The organism is Xanthomonas sp. LF07-6 (genome assembly GCF_034105445.1).
Classification (GTDB): Bacteria; Pseudomonadota; Gammaproteobacteria; order Xanthomonadales; family Xanthomonadaceae; genus Xanthomonas_A; species Xanthomonas_A sontii.
On sequence record NZ_JAXGGI010000006.1, the window covers coordinates 77,664 to 91,663 of the forward strand.

Sequence of the window (14,000 nt, forward strand, 5' to 3'; positions counted from 1 at the left end):
TCATCGCGTCCCATGCTGAAGACCCGCGCCTCCCGAGAGTTCTGGTTGTTGGCCATCCTGGCCGTGCTGGTGCTCGGCGCCGGCCTGGGCCTGCGCGATCCGCACCCGGCCGACGAGCCGCGTTTCGCACTGGTCGCCAAGCAGATGGTGGAGAGCGGCAACTGGCTGTTCCCGCACCGCGGCAACGAGCTGTACTCGGACAAGCCGCCGATGCTGATGTGGCTGCAGGCGAGTTTCTACACGCTGTTCGGCAACTGGCGGGTGGCCTTCCTGCTGCCGTCGCTGCTGGCCGGGCTGGGCACGCTGGCCTGCGTCTACGACCTCGGCCGGCGCCTGTGGACGCGCCGTGTCGGCATGTACGCGGCCTACGCGCTGCTGTTCGCCTTCCACTTCACCTACCAGGCGAAGAAGGCGCAGATCGACCCGTTGGTGGTGTTCTTCATCACCCTGGCCAACTACGCGCTGCTGCGCCACCTGTTGCGTGGGCCGGACTGGCGGTTGTGGGCGCTGGGCTGGTTCGCCGCCGGCCTTGGCACGATCACCAAGGGCGTGGGCGTGCTGGCGCTGCTGATGCTGCTGCCGGCCGCGGCGGCGTCGCTGGCGCACTGGCGCGGGGTCCGGGTCGGCCTGCGCGATCCGCGGTTCTGGCTGGGGCCGCTGGCGTTCCTGGCGGCGGTGTCGATCTGGCTGGTGCCGATGGTCGCCACCGCGCTGTCGAGCAACGCGCCCGAGTACCGCGCCTACCTCAACGACATCCTGTTCCGACAGACCGCCGGGCGCTACGCCAAATCCTGGGACCACGCGCACGGGCCGCTGTACTTCTTCGGGGTGATGCCGAGCATGTGGCTGCCGGTGCTGCTGGCGCTGCCGTGGGCGATCCCCGCCTGGGCGCGGCGCCTGCGCCGGCGCGACGCGCGCTACCTGCTGCCGCTGGCGTGGTGGGCGCTGGTGGTGCTGTTCTTCTCGATCCCGACCGGCAAGCGCGACGTCTACGTGCTGCCGGCGCTGCCGATGCTGTGCCTGGCGATGGGGCCGCTCATTCCAGGGCTGTTGCGCAAGCCCGGGGTCAAGCGCCTGCTGCTGGCGTTCACCGCGTTGCTGACGCTGGCGCTCGGCGGCGTGGGCGCGGCGATCCTGCTGTGGCACGGCTTCCGCGCGAAGATGATGGAAGACCGCGGCATCGACCTGGCGACCGTGCAGGTGCTGGCCTGGATCCTGCTGGCGATCGGCTTGTGGGGCGTGGCCAGCCTGGCTGCGTTCGCGCGGCGCCGCCCGGAGCTGGCGACGGTCTCGACCCTGACCATGGTCTGGGTGATGGCCGGCTTGCTGGTGTACCCGCTGATCAACATGTCCAGCTCGGCGCGTGGGGTGATGGAGTCGGTGGGGCGCCGCATCGGCCCGCAGGCCGAACTCGGCCTGGTCGCCTGGAAGGAGCAGAACCTGCTGATGGCCGACCGCCCGGCCACGACCTTCGGCTTCGTGGTGCCCTGGGACGAACAACTGCGCCGCGGCATCGCCTGGCAGGCGCAGGCGCCGCAGCGGCGCTGGCTGCTGGTGCAGGAGGCGGCGATGCTGGGCTGTGTGGACCGCAACGCGAGCACCCTGGCCGGCGTGTCCAACCGGCGCGACTGGTGGCTGGTCCCGGCCAGTGCGATACACGGCCACTGCGTGGTCACCCAGGACGACCGCGACCGCCTGCGCGAGCAGGACAAGGACCGCTTCGAATGAGCCGCAGCCGCGCGTTGCGGCTGCGTGGCGCGGGTGCCGCTGGCGCCCGGCGCGCTGCGCGGGCAGGGAGACGCGCGTGCCGCCACGCCTGATCCGGGTCATCAGCCGCGACAACGGCGGCGGCCTCAGCCGCGACCTGCAGGTGGTCGCCGACCTGCTGCGCGAGACCGGCCGCTACCGCGTGGAGGTGCTGGGCTTCGGCACCGTGCGCATGGCCAACCGCCTGCGTGAACTGCGCCTGTTCCTGCGCAGCCTGCTGTTCGGGCGCGCCGACCTGCAGATCTTCCTGGAGCGGGTGTATCCGCGCTGCCTGGGCAGCGGCTTGCGCAATGCCCTGATCCCTAACCCGGAGTGGTTCCGGCACAAGTGGCTGCGCTGCCTGCCGCGCTTCGCCCAGGTGCTGTGCAAGACCCGCCAGGCCGAGCAGCGGTTCTCCACGATGGCGCCGACCGCCTTCATCGGCTTTTGCAGCGACGATTGCTACCGTCCTGAGGTCCCGCGCGAACGCGCCTGCCTGCATGTGGCCGGGCGCAGTTCGGCCAAGGGCACGGCGCTGCTGCTGCAGACCTGGGCGCGGCACCCCGAGTGGCCGCGGCTGACGGTGGTGCAGAGCGCGAAGAAGTCCCACCCGATCGAGGCCGAGAACATCGACTACCTGACCGGCTACCTCGACCAGCAGGAACTGCGGCGGCTGCAGAACGCGCACCGCTTCCACCTGTGTCCGTCCGAGGTGGAGGGCTTCGGCCACTACATCATGGAAGCGCTGAGCGTCGGCGCGGTGGTGATCACCACCAACGGGGCGCCGATGAACGAGCTGGTGAGCGCCGAGCGGGGCGTGCTGATCGACCCGGTCGGCGAGGGTCCGGACAATTTCGGCGTGCGCTACCGGATCGAGGCCGCAGGCCTCGAGCAGGCGATGAGGCTGGCGCTGGCGCTGTCGCCGATGCAGTGCGACGCCCTGGGCACGGCCGCGCGCGGCTTCTTCGAGACGCGCCGGCGCGAGTTCGGCGAGCGCCTGCGCGCGGCGGTGGCCGATCTGCTCGGGGAAACGCCGCCGCCCGCCGTGCCGGCCAGCCATGGCGCCGATCGCGAGCAGGTCAGGCCGGGTTAGGGAAGCGCCCCGGATCATCGCCGACCACCCCCTCCCCACGGCCTTCCCTCCTTGATGTCCCAGCCGATCGCGCCACGCCATGCCGTTTCCGCGTTCTCGCGCCAGTCACTGGCCGAGCGCGGCGCGGCGCTCGCGCTGCTGTGCCTGCCGGCGCTGGTGATCAGCATCCCCAGCGGCCTGCTGCCGTTCGGCCTGCTGCTGCTGGCGACCAGCCTGCTGGCCCTGCCGCGGCTGCGCCAGGCGGTGGCGCCGATGCAGCCGTCGCTGCGCTGGCTGTGGATCCTGGCGCTGCTGGTGATCGGGCTGTCGCTGTGCTCGGTGCTGTACTTCGGCCAGCCGCTGAAGGACATCGACAACCGCACCCGCTTCCTGGTGCTGCCGTGGGCGGCGCTGTGGACCTACGCCCTGCGGCCGCCGCAGCGCCTGCTGTGGTGGGGCGCGCTGCTCGGCATCCTCGCCGCCCTGGTGCTGGCCAGCGTGCAGGTACTGCAGGGCCAGCCGCGTGCCGAGGGCTGGACCAACGCCATCGTGCTGGCCGACGTGGTGCTGATGCTGATGGTGCTGGCGGTGTTCTGCCGGCCGCGCGGGCAATGGCCGTGGGCCGTCGCCGCGGTGGTGGCCGGCGGCATCGTCATCCTGCTCAGCGGCAGCCGCGGCGTGTGGCTGGGCGTGCTGTTGCTGCTGGTGGTCAGCGCGCTGTGTCTGCGCTGGCGCGACAGCGCGACGCGGCTGATGATCCTGGGCGCGTGCACCGCGCTGGCGGCGGTGCTGGTGCTGAGCGTGCCGGCGCTGACCAAGCAGACCCGCCTGGCCGAACTGCATCACGATGTGCAGCGCTACGAGCGCGGCGACAGCGATTCCTCGGCCGGCGCGCGCATCGAGCGCCTGCAGGTGGCGGCGGCGACCTTCGTCGAACACCCGGTGGTCGGGGTCGGCGTGGGCCGCTTCGACAATGCCATGCTGCGCCTGCCGGACTGCCGCAAGGGCTTCGTCGAGCGCTGCCACCTGGGCCATGCGCACAACGACCTGGCCGAGTGGAGCGCGACCCAGGGCCTGCCCGGCACCGTGCTGATCCTGATGGTGTACGGCGTGCCGCTGTGGCTGCTGCTGCGCCTGTACCGGCGCCGGCCACAGCCGCATTTCCACGGCGCGGCGGCAGCCGGGATCATGGTGGTGGCGGCCTACATCCTGTGCGGCATGACCCAGTCGATGTTCGCGCACCAGGTGAGCACCGGCTTCTACGTGGCGCTGGTGGGCGTGCTGATCGGGCTGGCCGCGCGCGAGGCGGTGTCGGCACAGGGCGCTGAAGGCGCCGCGCGAAGCCGGTAGACTGCCGATCCCGCATCGCCGGGCGGCGCGGCGCCTGGCGCCGACCGCCGGCACCGCGCCTGACTTCCGGATACCGCGCGCCATGGCCAACGCTGCCGCCACCCTGCCGCTGAGCCTGGTGGTGATGACCTACAACGAGGCCGCCAACATCGCGCGCTGCCTGGACAGCGTGCCGTTCGCCGCCGACAAGCTGGTGGTGGACTGCGGCAGTACCGACGACACCGTGGCGATCGCCCGCGCGCACGGCGCGCGCGTGGTCGAGCAGGCCTGGCTGGGCTTCGGCCCACAACGCAACTTCGCCTCCACCCAGGCCGCGCACGACTGGATCCTGGTGCTGGACGCGGACGAGTTCCTGTCCGACGCGTTGCGCGCCGAGTGCCTGGCGCGGTTGCCGCAACTGCTCGCCGAGGACCGCGTGGACGCGGTGTGGCTGCGCCGCAGCACCTGGTACATGGGCGCGCCGATGCGCTGGTACAAACCGATGGTCGGCGAGCGCCTGGCGCGGCTGTACCACCGCGGCCGCGCGCGCTGGAGCGATGCGCGGGTGCACGAATCGCTGCGCTTCGACGGCGCCAGCGCCGCGTTCGCGCCGCCGTTCAACCATCTGCACAACCCGACGCTGGTACACAAGCAGCTCAAGGTGCTGCGCTACGCCGAACTCAAGGCGCTCGGCTGGCGCGACAAGCGCAAGCCGGTGAGAATGTGGCAGAGCCCGTTCGTGTTCGCCGGCGCCTTCCTCAAGGACTACCTGCTGCGGCTGGCCTTCCTCGACGGCTGGCGCGGCTTCGTGGTGGCGCAGACCGCGGCCAGCTACGCGCTGTACAAGCGCATGCGCTACTACGAGATGCAGATCAACCCGGCTTCGGTGGAGCAGGCGCGGGCGCAACTGCAACGGCACGATCTGGAGCACTGATGAGCAAGCACTATCTGCTGTACGGGTCCGAGCGCTATGCGCTGGCGATCCTGCGTCCGCTGCAGGCGGCGATCCGCGCGCGCGGCGACGAGGCGGCATGGTTCTTCGACGGCCCCGGCGCCGAGGATCTGAGCGCCGACGAGCGCCATCTGGCGACGGTGGAAGAGGTGCTGGCGTGGAATCCCTACGCGGTGATCACCTCCAGCAACGCGGTGCCGCATTTCTTCCCTGGTGTGAAGGTCGAGACCTTCCACGGCTTCGATGCCGGCAAGCCGCGGCACATCTACGTGCGCGGCTTCTTCGATCTGTATTGCACCACCGGCCCGCGCGATACCGCGGCGTTCGGTGCGCTGGCGCGCAAGCTCGGCCACTTCGCGGTCAAGGAGACCGGCTTCCCCAAGATCGACCCGTTCATGCGCGAGATCGGCGCGGAACTGGCGCCGGTGCGGCAGCCGCCGGTGATCCTGTACCACTCCACGTTCTCGCCGTCGTGGAGCGCGGCCGGCATTCTCTACGACGAGGTCGCGCGGCTCTCGCGCAGCGGCGAGTGGCGCTGGATCGTCACTTTCCATCCAAAGATGGACCCGGCGATGGTCGCGCGCTACCGCGCGCTGGAAAGCGAGTACCTGCGTTTCGCCGACAACGACAACATCCTGGAGCTGTTCCCGCAGGTGGACATGATGTGCTCGGACACCTCGTCCGCGCTCAACGAGTTCCTGCTCACCTACAAGCCGGTGGTGACCTTCAAGAACCGGCGTCCGGGGCCGCAGTTGATCGACATCGACGATCCGGCGCAGTTCGAACCGGCGATCCGCCGCGCGCTGCAGCGGCCGCCGGAACTGATGGCGGCGATCCGCGAATTCGCCGATGGCCTGCATCCCTACCGCGACGGCCAGTCCAGCGAGCGCGTGCTGCAAGCGATCGACGAGTTCGTCGCCGAGGGCGCGCGCAACCCGCGGCGCAAGCCGCTGAACCTGTGGCGCAAGCTGAAGATCCGCCGCCGCATCGGCTACTGGGGACGCGGCGCGCGTCGCTGACGCGCAGCGCCGCCGCGCGCGCTCACCAGCGCAGCCGTCGTTGCGCCAGCGCTGCGCCCAGTTGCTCGTACAGCGCCCGCGCCTGCGCGTCCGGCAGTAGCCGCATGCGCAGCGGCGGTTCGCCGTGGCGGGCGCCGGCGGTGTCCAGCCACAGCGTCGCGGTGCCGCACCAGCGGTCCAGCGGCGAACGGCTCAGGTGCAGCGTCTGCAGCTTGTCCAGTTCGGCCAGCCGCCACCAGCGCCGCCACCAGCCGCCGCGCACCGCCACGTAGCGCGCGTCCAGCGCATAGCCCATGCGCTGCGCCTGGCGCCAGGACTTGAACGCCGACCACGGCAGCCACAACAGCAGCAGCGCGGCCCAGGCGCCGAGGGTGGGCCACAGCCCCGCGCACAGCAGCGGCACCAGCAGCAGCGCCGGCAGCGACAGGCGCCACCAGTAGCGCGTGGCGATGCCGTGCCAGTGCGCCGGCGGCCAGGCGATCTGCGGCAGCAGCCGCTGCAGCAGCGCATCGCAGGCGGCCGGGGTGGCCAATGGCGCCAGTTCCGTCAGCGCGTGGTCGTGCCCATGCCCGTGGTGCGACTGGATCACCGCCGTGTCGATGTGCAGGCTGCGCCGCCGCAGCAACCGCTGCAGCACGCTTTCGTGCAGGGTCCAGGCCTGGATCCGGCGCCGCGCCACGCTGCTGCGCAACCGCGTCAGCAGGCCGCGCTCCACGGTCAGCCGGCGCTCGCTCTCGCTCAGCCGGAAGCCGTGGTACTGCACCAGCGCAAGCCCCATCGACAAGGCGCGCATCAGCAGCAACAGCGTCGCCAGCATCATGGCGAAGGTCACCGCGCCCGCCATCCAGCCCAGTTGCAGGTGCGTGGCGTAGCCGAACAGTTGCCGCCCGTAGTGCTCGATCGCGTTGGAGATCATGCGCTCGGGGAACAGGTGGTAGGTGGCGCCGAATGCGGTGAGCAGCACCACCATGCCGCGGTTGGAGATCAGGCCCTGGCGCAGCACCTCGGTGGTGGGCAGGGCCAGCAGCAGTTCGCTGTCCGGCGCGGCAGCGGGTGCAGCGTCGGCATCGGTCGCGGCGATCGTGTCGGCGGCAGGCGCGCGGTGGCGGATCTGCTGTTCCAGCGCCAGCGCCTGGTCCAGCCGCAGCACCCGCATCTGCGCCTCGGGCTTGGTGCCGCCGGCCGACTCCAGCCGCACCTCGGCCACGCCGAACAGCCGGTGCAGCAGCGACTGGTGCACCACCACGTTGTGGATGCGCGCGAACGGGATCTCGCGCAGGCTGCGTTCCAGCCAGCCGCTGCGGATGCTCAGGCTGTCGTGGCCGATGCGGTACTGGTAGGTGAGATAGCGCAGCAGCGACACCGCCACCAGCCCGCTGCACACCGCCAGCATCACCAGGTGATCGGCGTGATCGCGGTGGCCGTCGCGGCTGCCGAACACCAGCAGCGCCAGCAACGGCAGCAGGAAATGCCTGAGGTGCTGCAGCAGCACGAACAGCCACGACCACGGATGCAGGCGCCGCACCGGCGTGGTGTGTTCGGCGTCGGCCAGGCCGCTCACAGCGCGTCGTCGTCGTGGTCGAGCTGGTGCGCCAGGCGCTCGCGCAGGCGTTCGGCGTCGGCCTGATCCAGACCGGGCACGGCGACCGCGGTATGGCGGGTGCCGGCGGTGTGCACGACCAGGGTGGCCAGGCGCAGGGCGCGTTCCAGCGGGCCGCGGCGCAGGTCCAGGTGCTGCACGCGCGAGATCGGGACGTGCGTCTCGCTCTGCCATAGGCGCCCGCGGAACACGTCCAGGCCCTGGGCATTCAGCCGCCAGCGGATGCGCCGGTGGCGGACGAAGCCGACCCAGGCGCCGCACAGGCTGCCCACCGCCGCCGCCACCGCGCCCAGGGCCAGCGCATGCAGGTTGTGCAGGCTGAGGCCGACGATGCCGGCGGCGACCACCAGGCTCAGCCCGAGCATGCAGCCGCCGCCGAGCGCGGCCAGCCAGGCGCCGCGCAACGGCACCGGTTGCCAGTCGGCCGGCGGCCAGTCCGCGGGCGCCGAGGTGGCGGCGAAAGCGCTGGGCGCGGGCGCGGCGGGGGAGTCGTCCATGGGCGGCGGTGCGATCACGTCGGGGTCTCGGGGCGCGGGCGCGCGGCGTGGCCTGCGATCCTAACGCGGCGACGGCGGGCGTGCGCTGCCCGCCGCGCGGTTTCCGTTCCGATCCGGGCAGGCGGTGTGGGGGCCGACCTGCCCGGTGGTTCAGCGCGCCGCGCGCAGCAGCGCGTCCACGTCCAGCGCGTGGCCGGCGCGGGCGGCCTTGGTGCGCAGGTAGCCTTCGTTCTCGGCGGTGATGGTGCCGGTGACCGGAATGCGCTCGGTCACCTCGATGCCGGCCGCGCGCAGGCGTTCGGCCTTGTTCGGGTTGTTGGTGAGCAGGCGCACGCGGCCGATGCCGAGCCCGCGCAGCATCGCCACGGCGCTGCCGTAGCGGCGTTCGTCGGCGCCGAAGCCCAGTTGCGCGTCGGCGTCGATGGTGTCCAGGCCGTCGTGCTGGTAGCCGTAGGCGCGCATCTTGGTGGCGATGCCGGTGCCGCGGCCTTCCTGGTCCAGGTACAGCAGCACGCCGCCACCCAGCGCCTTGAGCTTTGCAAGGCCGTGCCGCAGCTGGTCGCCGCAGTCGCACTTGAGCGAGCCGAACAGGTCGCCGGTGAGGCAGGAGGAATGCACGCGCACCGGGACCGGCGCGCTCAGGTCGGGCTGGCCGATCACGATCGCGACCTGGTCGCGCTGCGCCACGCCGCCGCGGAACACCACGAATTCGCCAGGGCCCAGGTCGCGCAGCGGCACCTGGGTGCGGGTGACCAGGGTGTAGCTGTCGGAGGCGGCGAGGGCACAGCCGTGTTCCAGGTCGTCCAGGCGCAGCGACTGGCAGCCCTGGAAGGCGCTGCTGTCGGCGCCCAGGTCCGCCGCGACCATCGCCGGCAGCAGCAGGCCCAGGCGCGCGATCTCGGCGGCGCCGGCATCCAGCGCGTCGCCGGGCAGCCAGTGCGCGGGCACCGGGCCGTCGCGCAGGTAGGCCAGCGCCGCCAGCGCGTCGTAGGAGTGCCCGGCCAAGGCGATGCGCGCACCCTGTGGCGCATCCAGGCCCAGCACCTGCGCACGCGGCGGAGTCACGAACAGGTAGTGCCGCTGCCCGGTGGCCTCGGCGAAACCCAGGTAGGACGGTTCGGTACTGCTGTCCAGCGCCATCACCGCGCGGGTGCGGCCGTTGCCGTCTTCGAGCAGGACCGGGCGCCCGGCGCGCAGCTCCGATGCCGCGCGTTCGCTGCGGATCGCGGCAGGATCGCCGAAGGCGTGCGCGGAAGGGGCGGTGGGGCTGGTCATGCACGACTCCAGATGGGGGATCGGCGGCGCCGCTTCAAGGCTGCCGCATCCGGTCGCGGTGGCCCCGGCACGGTGCCGGTCGGCGCCGATGGCGCTCGGGCGCCATTGTCGCGCGCTTTGCCGGACGCGCCAGCCTGCAGGCGATGGAACGCACTGTGCCCGCTCGCGCGCGCCGCCGATGCAACCAAATCGGCGGCTGCGGCAACGCGCCGGCGTGAGGGGAGGTGTGCACGTGCCGCCGGTTGCTTGCTACTGTGCGGCACCGCGTCCGCTCCGGCCCCCGCATGCAGCTCGTCGATTGCACCGAACCGCGCCACGCCATGGCGATCCTGGAGATCTTCAACGACGCCATCGTCCATTCCACCGCGCTGTACGACTACCGGCCGCGCCCGCCGGAAAGCATGGCGGCGTGGTTTGCGACCAAGCGCGCCGGCAACTTCCCGGTGCTGGGCCTGGAGGACGCCGACGGCACCCTGCTCGGTTTCGCCAGCTACGGCACCTTCCGCGCCTGGCCGGCGTTCAAGTACAGCGTCGAGCATTCGGTCTACGTGCACCGCGACCATCGCGGCCGTGGCGCGGGCCGACGCCTGCTGCAGGCGCTGATCGACACCGCGCAGGCGCGCGGCGTGCACGTGCTGGTCGGCGGTATCGACGCCAGCAATGCCGGCAGCATCGCCCTGCACGAGCAACTGGGCTTCGTGCACGCCGGCACCGTGCGCGAGGCCGGCTTCAAGTTCGGGCGCTGGCTGGACCTGGCGTTCTACCAGCGCATCCTCGCCGGCCCGGCGCAGCCGCACGATGATTAGCGCGGGCTCTGTCAGAGGCGAGCGCCTCAGTCGCTCTTAGTGCGGATGACGCTCGGTGGCGTAGGGATTGGGCTCGGCCGGGTCCGGGCGCAGGGTGTAGCGCTTGTAGGTCCACTGGTACTGCGCCGGGTCGCGCCGCGCCACCCGTTCCACGCCTGCGTTGAGCGCGGTGGCCGCGCGCAGCGGGTCGGCATCGGCGATGTCCGGTGGCGCCGGCTGCACGTGCAGGGCGAACTCCAGGTCGTTGCCGACGCGCTCGCACCAGGCGAACAGCACGGTCGCGCCGGTGCGCTCGGCCAGGCGGTTGACCAGGGTCATGGTCAGCGCCGGCACGCCGAAGAACGGTGCGAACACGCCGTCGCCGGCCTTGGGCTGCTGGTCGGGCAGGATGCCGACCGCGCCGCCGTCCTTGAGCGTCTTGAACAGCTGCCGCACCGCCGGGCCCTCGGCGCGCACCTGGCGCACCCGCTCGCCGCTGCGCACCAACTGCAAGAAGGCGTCGCCCACGGCCGACTCCGGTGCGCGGTAGACGATGGCGATGTCGCCGCGCGAGGCTAGCCACTGGTTGAGCAGCTCCCAGTTGCCGAAATGCGGCGCGGCCACGATCACCCCGCGGCCGGCGGCCAGCGCCGCGTCGTACAGGTCCTGGCCGTGGCGCAGGCGCAGTCGCGCCAGGTTCTGTTCCGGCGGCCGGGTCCACAGCGCCAGGGTCTCGAACGCCTGCCGCGCGGTCGAGCGCAGCACGTCGCGCTGCAGGGCGACGCGCTCGCTGGGCAGCAGTTCCGGATAGGCCAGCTCCAGGTTGCGCCGGACCACCCGGCTCTCGCGCGCGTCCAGGCGCAGCCACAGCCCGGCCAGGCCGTCGGCCAGGCGGCGCAGCCACGGCCACGGCAGGCGCGCCACGGCGGCGGCGCAGCGATACAGCAGGGAAGCGAGCGTGGCGGGTTTCATCGGCCCAGTTTATCCGCTTGGCGCATCTGGCCCGCCCGACCGGCATCGCGGGTCGCGTCGGCCGCGTGCGCTGTCGCTTTATCAATCGAGCCCATTCGGCGATGATGCCGCACGATCGCAACCGTTCGTCGCGGCGCAACCAATCCCCAATCCCCCAATCCCCAATCCCCGCCCTATGCTCTCGCTGATCCAACGCGTCACCCAGGCCTCGGTCAGCGTCGATGGCGAGGTCGTGGGCCAGATCGGGCCCGGTCTGCTGGCGCTGGTGGCGGTGGAGCCGGGCGACGACGAGGCCAAGTTGCAACGCATGGCCGAGCGCCTGCTCGGCTACCGGGTGTTTTCGGACGCCAGCGGTCGCATGAACCGCTCGTTGCGCGACACCGGCGGCGGCCTGCTGCTGGTCAGTCAGTTCACCCTGGCCGCCGACACGCGCTCGGGGATGCGGCCCAGTTTCACCACCGCGGCGCCGCCGGCCGAGGCTGAACGCGGCTTCAATCGACTGGTGGAGGTGTGCCGCGCGCAGCACCCGCCAGGGGTGGAAACCGGCCGCTTCGGTGCCCATATGGTCGTCAGCCTGGTCAACGACGGCCCGGTCACTTTCCTGCTCCGGCCGTAGACGCCGGCGCGTTCCTGGCGGAGCCGTTCAGGCTCCTCGTCCGGCAAGCGGCGGTCCGGGCTGTTATAATGCTAGGTTCACTCATTCACCTACCTGCCGGTGGCGCGAGCACTCATGGCCAACGAACGTCCTGCCCAGCAATCCGACATCAAGCAACTGATCAGCAAGGGCCTGGAACAGGGCTATCTGACCTACGCGGAAGTCAACGACCATCTTCCCGACGATCTGGTCGACCCCGAACAGATCGAAGACATCATCGGCATGATCAACGGCATGGGCATCGATGTCCATGAAGTTGCGCCCGATGCCGAAACCCTGTTGCTCAACGACGGCAACACCGGCAACCGCGAAGTCGACGACACCGCGGCCGAAGAAGCCGCCGCGGCGCTGACCGCGCTCGACACCGAGGGTGGTCGCACCACCGACCCGGTGCGCATGTACATGCGCGAGATGGGCACAGTAGAACTGCTGACCCGTGAAGGCGAGATCGCCATCGCCAAGCGCATCGAGGAAGGTCTCGGCCAGGTGCAGGCCGCGCTGGGGGCGTTCCCGCTGGCGGTGGAGACCCTGCTCGAGGACTACGAACAGCACAAGGAAGGCAAGAAGCGCCTGGCCGAGATCGTGGTCGGCTTCAACGACCTGATCGAGGAAGAGCCGGCGCCGCCGGTCGCGGTGTCCGACGACGACAGCGCCACCGATGCCGATGCCGACGAGGATGACGACGACGACGTCGACACCGCCGAAGAGGACGCCGGCCCGACCGGTCCGGATCCGGCCGAGGTCGCGCGGCGCATGGAAGTGCTGGCCACCGAGTACGCCAAGTTCAAGAAGGCCCACGCCAAGAACGGCGCCGAGCACAAGCTGGTCAGCAAGCTGCGCAACGACATCGCCGAGGTGTTCGTCACCCTGAAGCTGCCGCTGCCGCTGACCGACGTGCTGGTGCGCAAGCTGCGCGACACCATGGCCCAGGTCAAGGACCATGAGCGCCGCGTGCTGCACCTGGCCACCCACGTGGCACGCATGCCGCGCAAGGACTTCATCCGTTCCTGGGAAGGCAACCAGACCAACGTGGCCTGGGTCGACGACGCGCTCAAGCGCAAGCAGAAGTGGTCGTCGGCGCTGCGCGACGTCAAGGACCAGATCATCGCCGAGCAGGAAGCCACCGTGGCGGTGGAGCAGGCCACCTACCTGAGCCTGGCCGAGCTGAAGGAAATCAGCCGCGCCATGGCCTACGGCGAAGCCAAGGCGCGCAAGGCCAAGAAGGAAATGGTCGAGGCCAACCTGCGCCTGGTGATCTCGATCGCCAAGAAGTACACCAACCGCGGTCTGCAGTTCCTCGACCTGATCCAGGAAGGCAACATCGGCCTGATGAAGGCGGTGGACAAGTTCGAGTACCGCCGCGGCTACAAGTTCTCGACCTACGCTACCTGGTGGATCCGCCAGGCGATCACCCGCTCGATCGCCGACCAGGCGCGCACCATCCGTATCCCGGTGCACATGATCGAGACGATCAACAAGTTGAACCGCATTTCCCGGCAGATGCTCCAGCAGTACGGCCGCGAGGCCACCCCGGAGGAGCTGGCCAAGGAAATGGACATGCCCGAGGACAAGATCCGCAAGGTGATGAAGATCGCCAAGGAGCCGATCTCGATGGAAACCCCGATCGGCGACGACGAGGATTCGCATCTGGGCGACTTCATCGAGGACACCAACGTGGAGTCCCCGATCGAGAACACCACCAACATCAACCTGTCCGAGACCGTGCGCGACGTGCTCGCCGGGCTGACCCCGCGCGAAGCCAAGGTGCTGCGCATGCGCTTCGGCATCGACATGAACACCGACCACACCCTCGAGGAAGTCGGCAAGCAGTTCGACGTGACCCGCGAGCGCATCCGCCAGATAGAGGCCAAGGCGCTGCGCAAGCTGCGTCACCCGAGCCGTTCGGAACAGCTGCGCAGCTTCCTCGATATCGACTGATCGAGCGCGGTTCGTGTTAACAAAAAAGCCCCGCCATGTGCGGGGCTTTTTTGTGGGTGAGGAGTCGGTGGCGTTGCGCAGGGTTGCAGTCCATGCCGCAGCCATGCGCTGTCATGTCAGCAGCCAGCCAAGCCTTGTGGGAGCGACTTCACTCGCGACG

12 protein-coding genes are annotated in these 14,000 nt (G+C 70.6%); 8 read left to right on the forward strand and 4 right to left on the reverse strand.

Features of this window, described 5'->3' with window-relative positions; translation table 11 throughout:
* Positions 1-12: 12 nt before the first annotated feature.
* The 5 genes from SLW56_RS11595 to SLW56_RS11615 all read left to right on the forward strand — a co-directional run bounded on the left by SLW56_RS11595 (position 13) and on the right by SLW56_RS11615 (position 6,118).
* Positions 13-1,728, forward strand: a complete 1,716-nt coding sequence (locus SLW56_RS11595) for a glycosyltransferase family 39 protein (RefSeq protein WP_320694872.1) — start codon at positions 13-15, stop codon at positions 1,726-1,728.
* Between the two features lie 76 nt (positions 1,729-1,804).
* The gene (locus tag SLW56_RS11600) at positions 1,805-2,839 is read left to right on the forward strand and encodes a glycosyltransferase (protein WP_267097882.1); all 1,035 of its coding nucleotides are present in this window, start codon (positions 1,805-1,807) and stop codon (positions 2,837-2,839) included.
* A 54-nt stretch (positions 2,840-2,893) separates the two neighbouring features.
* A complete protein-coding gene (locus tag SLW56_RS11605; protein WP_152235669.1) occupies positions 2,894-4,168 on the forward strand; it encodes an O-antigen ligase in 1,275 nt (424 codons plus the stop codon).
* An 82-nt stretch (positions 4,169-4,250) separates the two neighbouring features.
* Positions 4,251-5,081, forward strand: coding sequence for a glycosyltransferase family 2 protein (locus SLW56_RS11610; RefSeq protein WP_152235668.1), 831 nt, complete (start codon positions 4,251-4,253; stop codon positions 5,079-5,081).
* A complete protein-coding gene (locus tag SLW56_RS11615; RefSeq protein WP_295971136.1) occupies positions 5,081-6,118 on the forward strand; it encodes a CDP-glycerol glycerophosphotransferase family protein in 1,038 nt (345 codons plus the stop codon). The genes SLW56_RS11610 and SLW56_RS11615 overlap by 1 nt, the downstream gene beginning before the upstream one ends.
* 22 nt (positions 6,119-6,140) lie before the next feature.
* Here the strand turns inward: SLW56_RS11615 and SLW56_RS11620 are convergent, their stop codons facing one another.
* The 3 genes from SLW56_RS11620 to ribA form a co-directional block, all read right to left on the reverse strand.
* Entirely contained in the window at positions 6,141-7,679 is a 1,539-nt protein-coding gene (locus tag SLW56_RS11620; protein WP_320694873.1) for a PH domain-containing protein, read from the reverse strand.
* On the reverse strand, positions 7,676-8,215 hold the full coding sequence (locus SLW56_RS11625) for a PH domain-containing protein (RefSeq protein WP_226978451.1): 540 nt from the start codon (positions 8,213-8,215) through the stop codon (positions 7,676-7,678). Before SLW56_RS11625 ends, SLW56_RS11620 begins: the two co-directional genes overlap by 4 nt.
* A 150-nt stretch (positions 8,216-8,365) precedes the next feature.
* A complete protein-coding gene (gene ribA / locus SLW56_RS11630; RefSeq protein ID WP_267082780.1) occupies positions 8,366-9,490 on the reverse strand; it encodes a GTP cyclohydrolase II RibA in 1,125 nt (374 codons plus the stop codon).
* A gap of 284 nt (positions 9,491-9,774) precedes the next feature.
* Here ribA and SLW56_RS11635 point away from each other — a divergent pair, with 284 nt between their 5' ends.
* Positions 9,775-10,296 carry a GNAT family N-acetyltransferase gene (locus SLW56_RS11635; RefSeq protein WP_017911888.1) on the forward strand — a complete coding sequence of 174 codons (522 nt, stop codon included), beginning with the start codon at positions 9,775-9,777 and terminating at the stop codon, positions 10,294-10,296.
* A gap of 36 nt (positions 10,297-10,332) precedes the next feature.
* On the opposite strand, the gene SLW56_RS11640 is transcribed toward SLW56_RS11635, so the two are convergent.
* Positions 10,333-11,247, reverse strand: coding sequence for a lauroyl acyltransferase (locus SLW56_RS11640; RefSeq protein ID WP_017911889.1), 915 nt, complete (start codon positions 11,245-11,247; stop codon positions 10,333-10,335).
* Positions 11,248-11,422: 175 nt separating this feature from the next.
* Here SLW56_RS11640 and dtd point away from each other — a divergent pair, with 175 nt between their 5' ends.
* On the forward strand, positions 11,423-11,863 hold the full coding sequence (dtd, locus tag SLW56_RS11645) for a D-aminoacyl-tRNA deacylase (protein WP_152247066.1): 441 nt from the start codon (positions 11,423-11,425) through the stop codon (positions 11,861-11,863).
* 114 nt (positions 11,864-11,977) lie between these two features.
* A complete protein-coding gene (rpoD, locus tag SLW56_RS11650) occupies positions 11,978-13,840 on the forward strand; it encodes an RNA polymerase sigma factor RpoD (RefSeq protein ID WP_267117407.1) in 1,863 nt (620 codons plus the stop codon).
* The last annotated feature ends 160 nt before the right edge of the window (positions 13,841-14,000 follow it).

Bases quoted from the DNA above. Each gene is read 5' to 3' on its own strand.
- SLW56_RS11635 (WP_017911888.1), top strand. From the start codon at position 9,775: ATGCAGCTCGTCGATTGCACCGAACCGCGCCACGCCATGGCGATCCTG.
- dtd (WP_152247066.1), top strand. From the start codon at position 11,423: ATGCTCTCGCTGATCCAACGCGTCACCCAGGCCTCGGTCAGCGTCGAT.
- SLW56_RS11610 (WP_152235668.1), top strand. From the start codon at position 4,251: ATGGCCAACGCTGCCGCCACCCTGCCGCTGAGCCTGGTGGTGATGACC.
- rpoD (WP_267117407.1), top strand. From the start codon at position 11,978: ATGGCCAACGAACGTCCTGCCCAGCAATCCGACATCAAGCAACTGATC.
- SLW56_RS11605 (WP_152235669.1), top strand. From the start codon at position 2,894: ATGTCCCAGCCGATCGCGCCACGCCATGCCGTTTCCGCGTTCTCGCGC.
- SLW56_RS11640 (WP_017911889.1), bottom strand. From the start codon at position 11,247: ATGAAACCCGCCACGCTCGCTTCCCTGCTGTATCGCTGCGCCGCCGCC.
- SLW56_RS11595 (WP_320694872.1), top strand. From the start codon at position 13: ATGCTGAAGACCCGCGCCTCCCGAGAGTTCTGGTTGTTGGCCATCCTG.
- SLW56_RS11625 (WP_226978451.1), bottom strand. From the start codon at position 8,215: ATGGACGACTCCCCCGCCGCGCCCGCGCCCAGCGCTTTCGCCGCCACC.
- ribA (WP_267082780.1), bottom strand. From the start codon at position 9,490: ATGACCAGCCCCACCGCCCCTTCCGCGCACGCCTTCGGCGATCCTGCC.
- SLW56_RS11615 (WP_295971136.1), top strand. From the start codon at position 5,081: ATGAGCAAGCACTATCTGCTGTACGGGTCCGAGCGCTATGCGCTGGCG.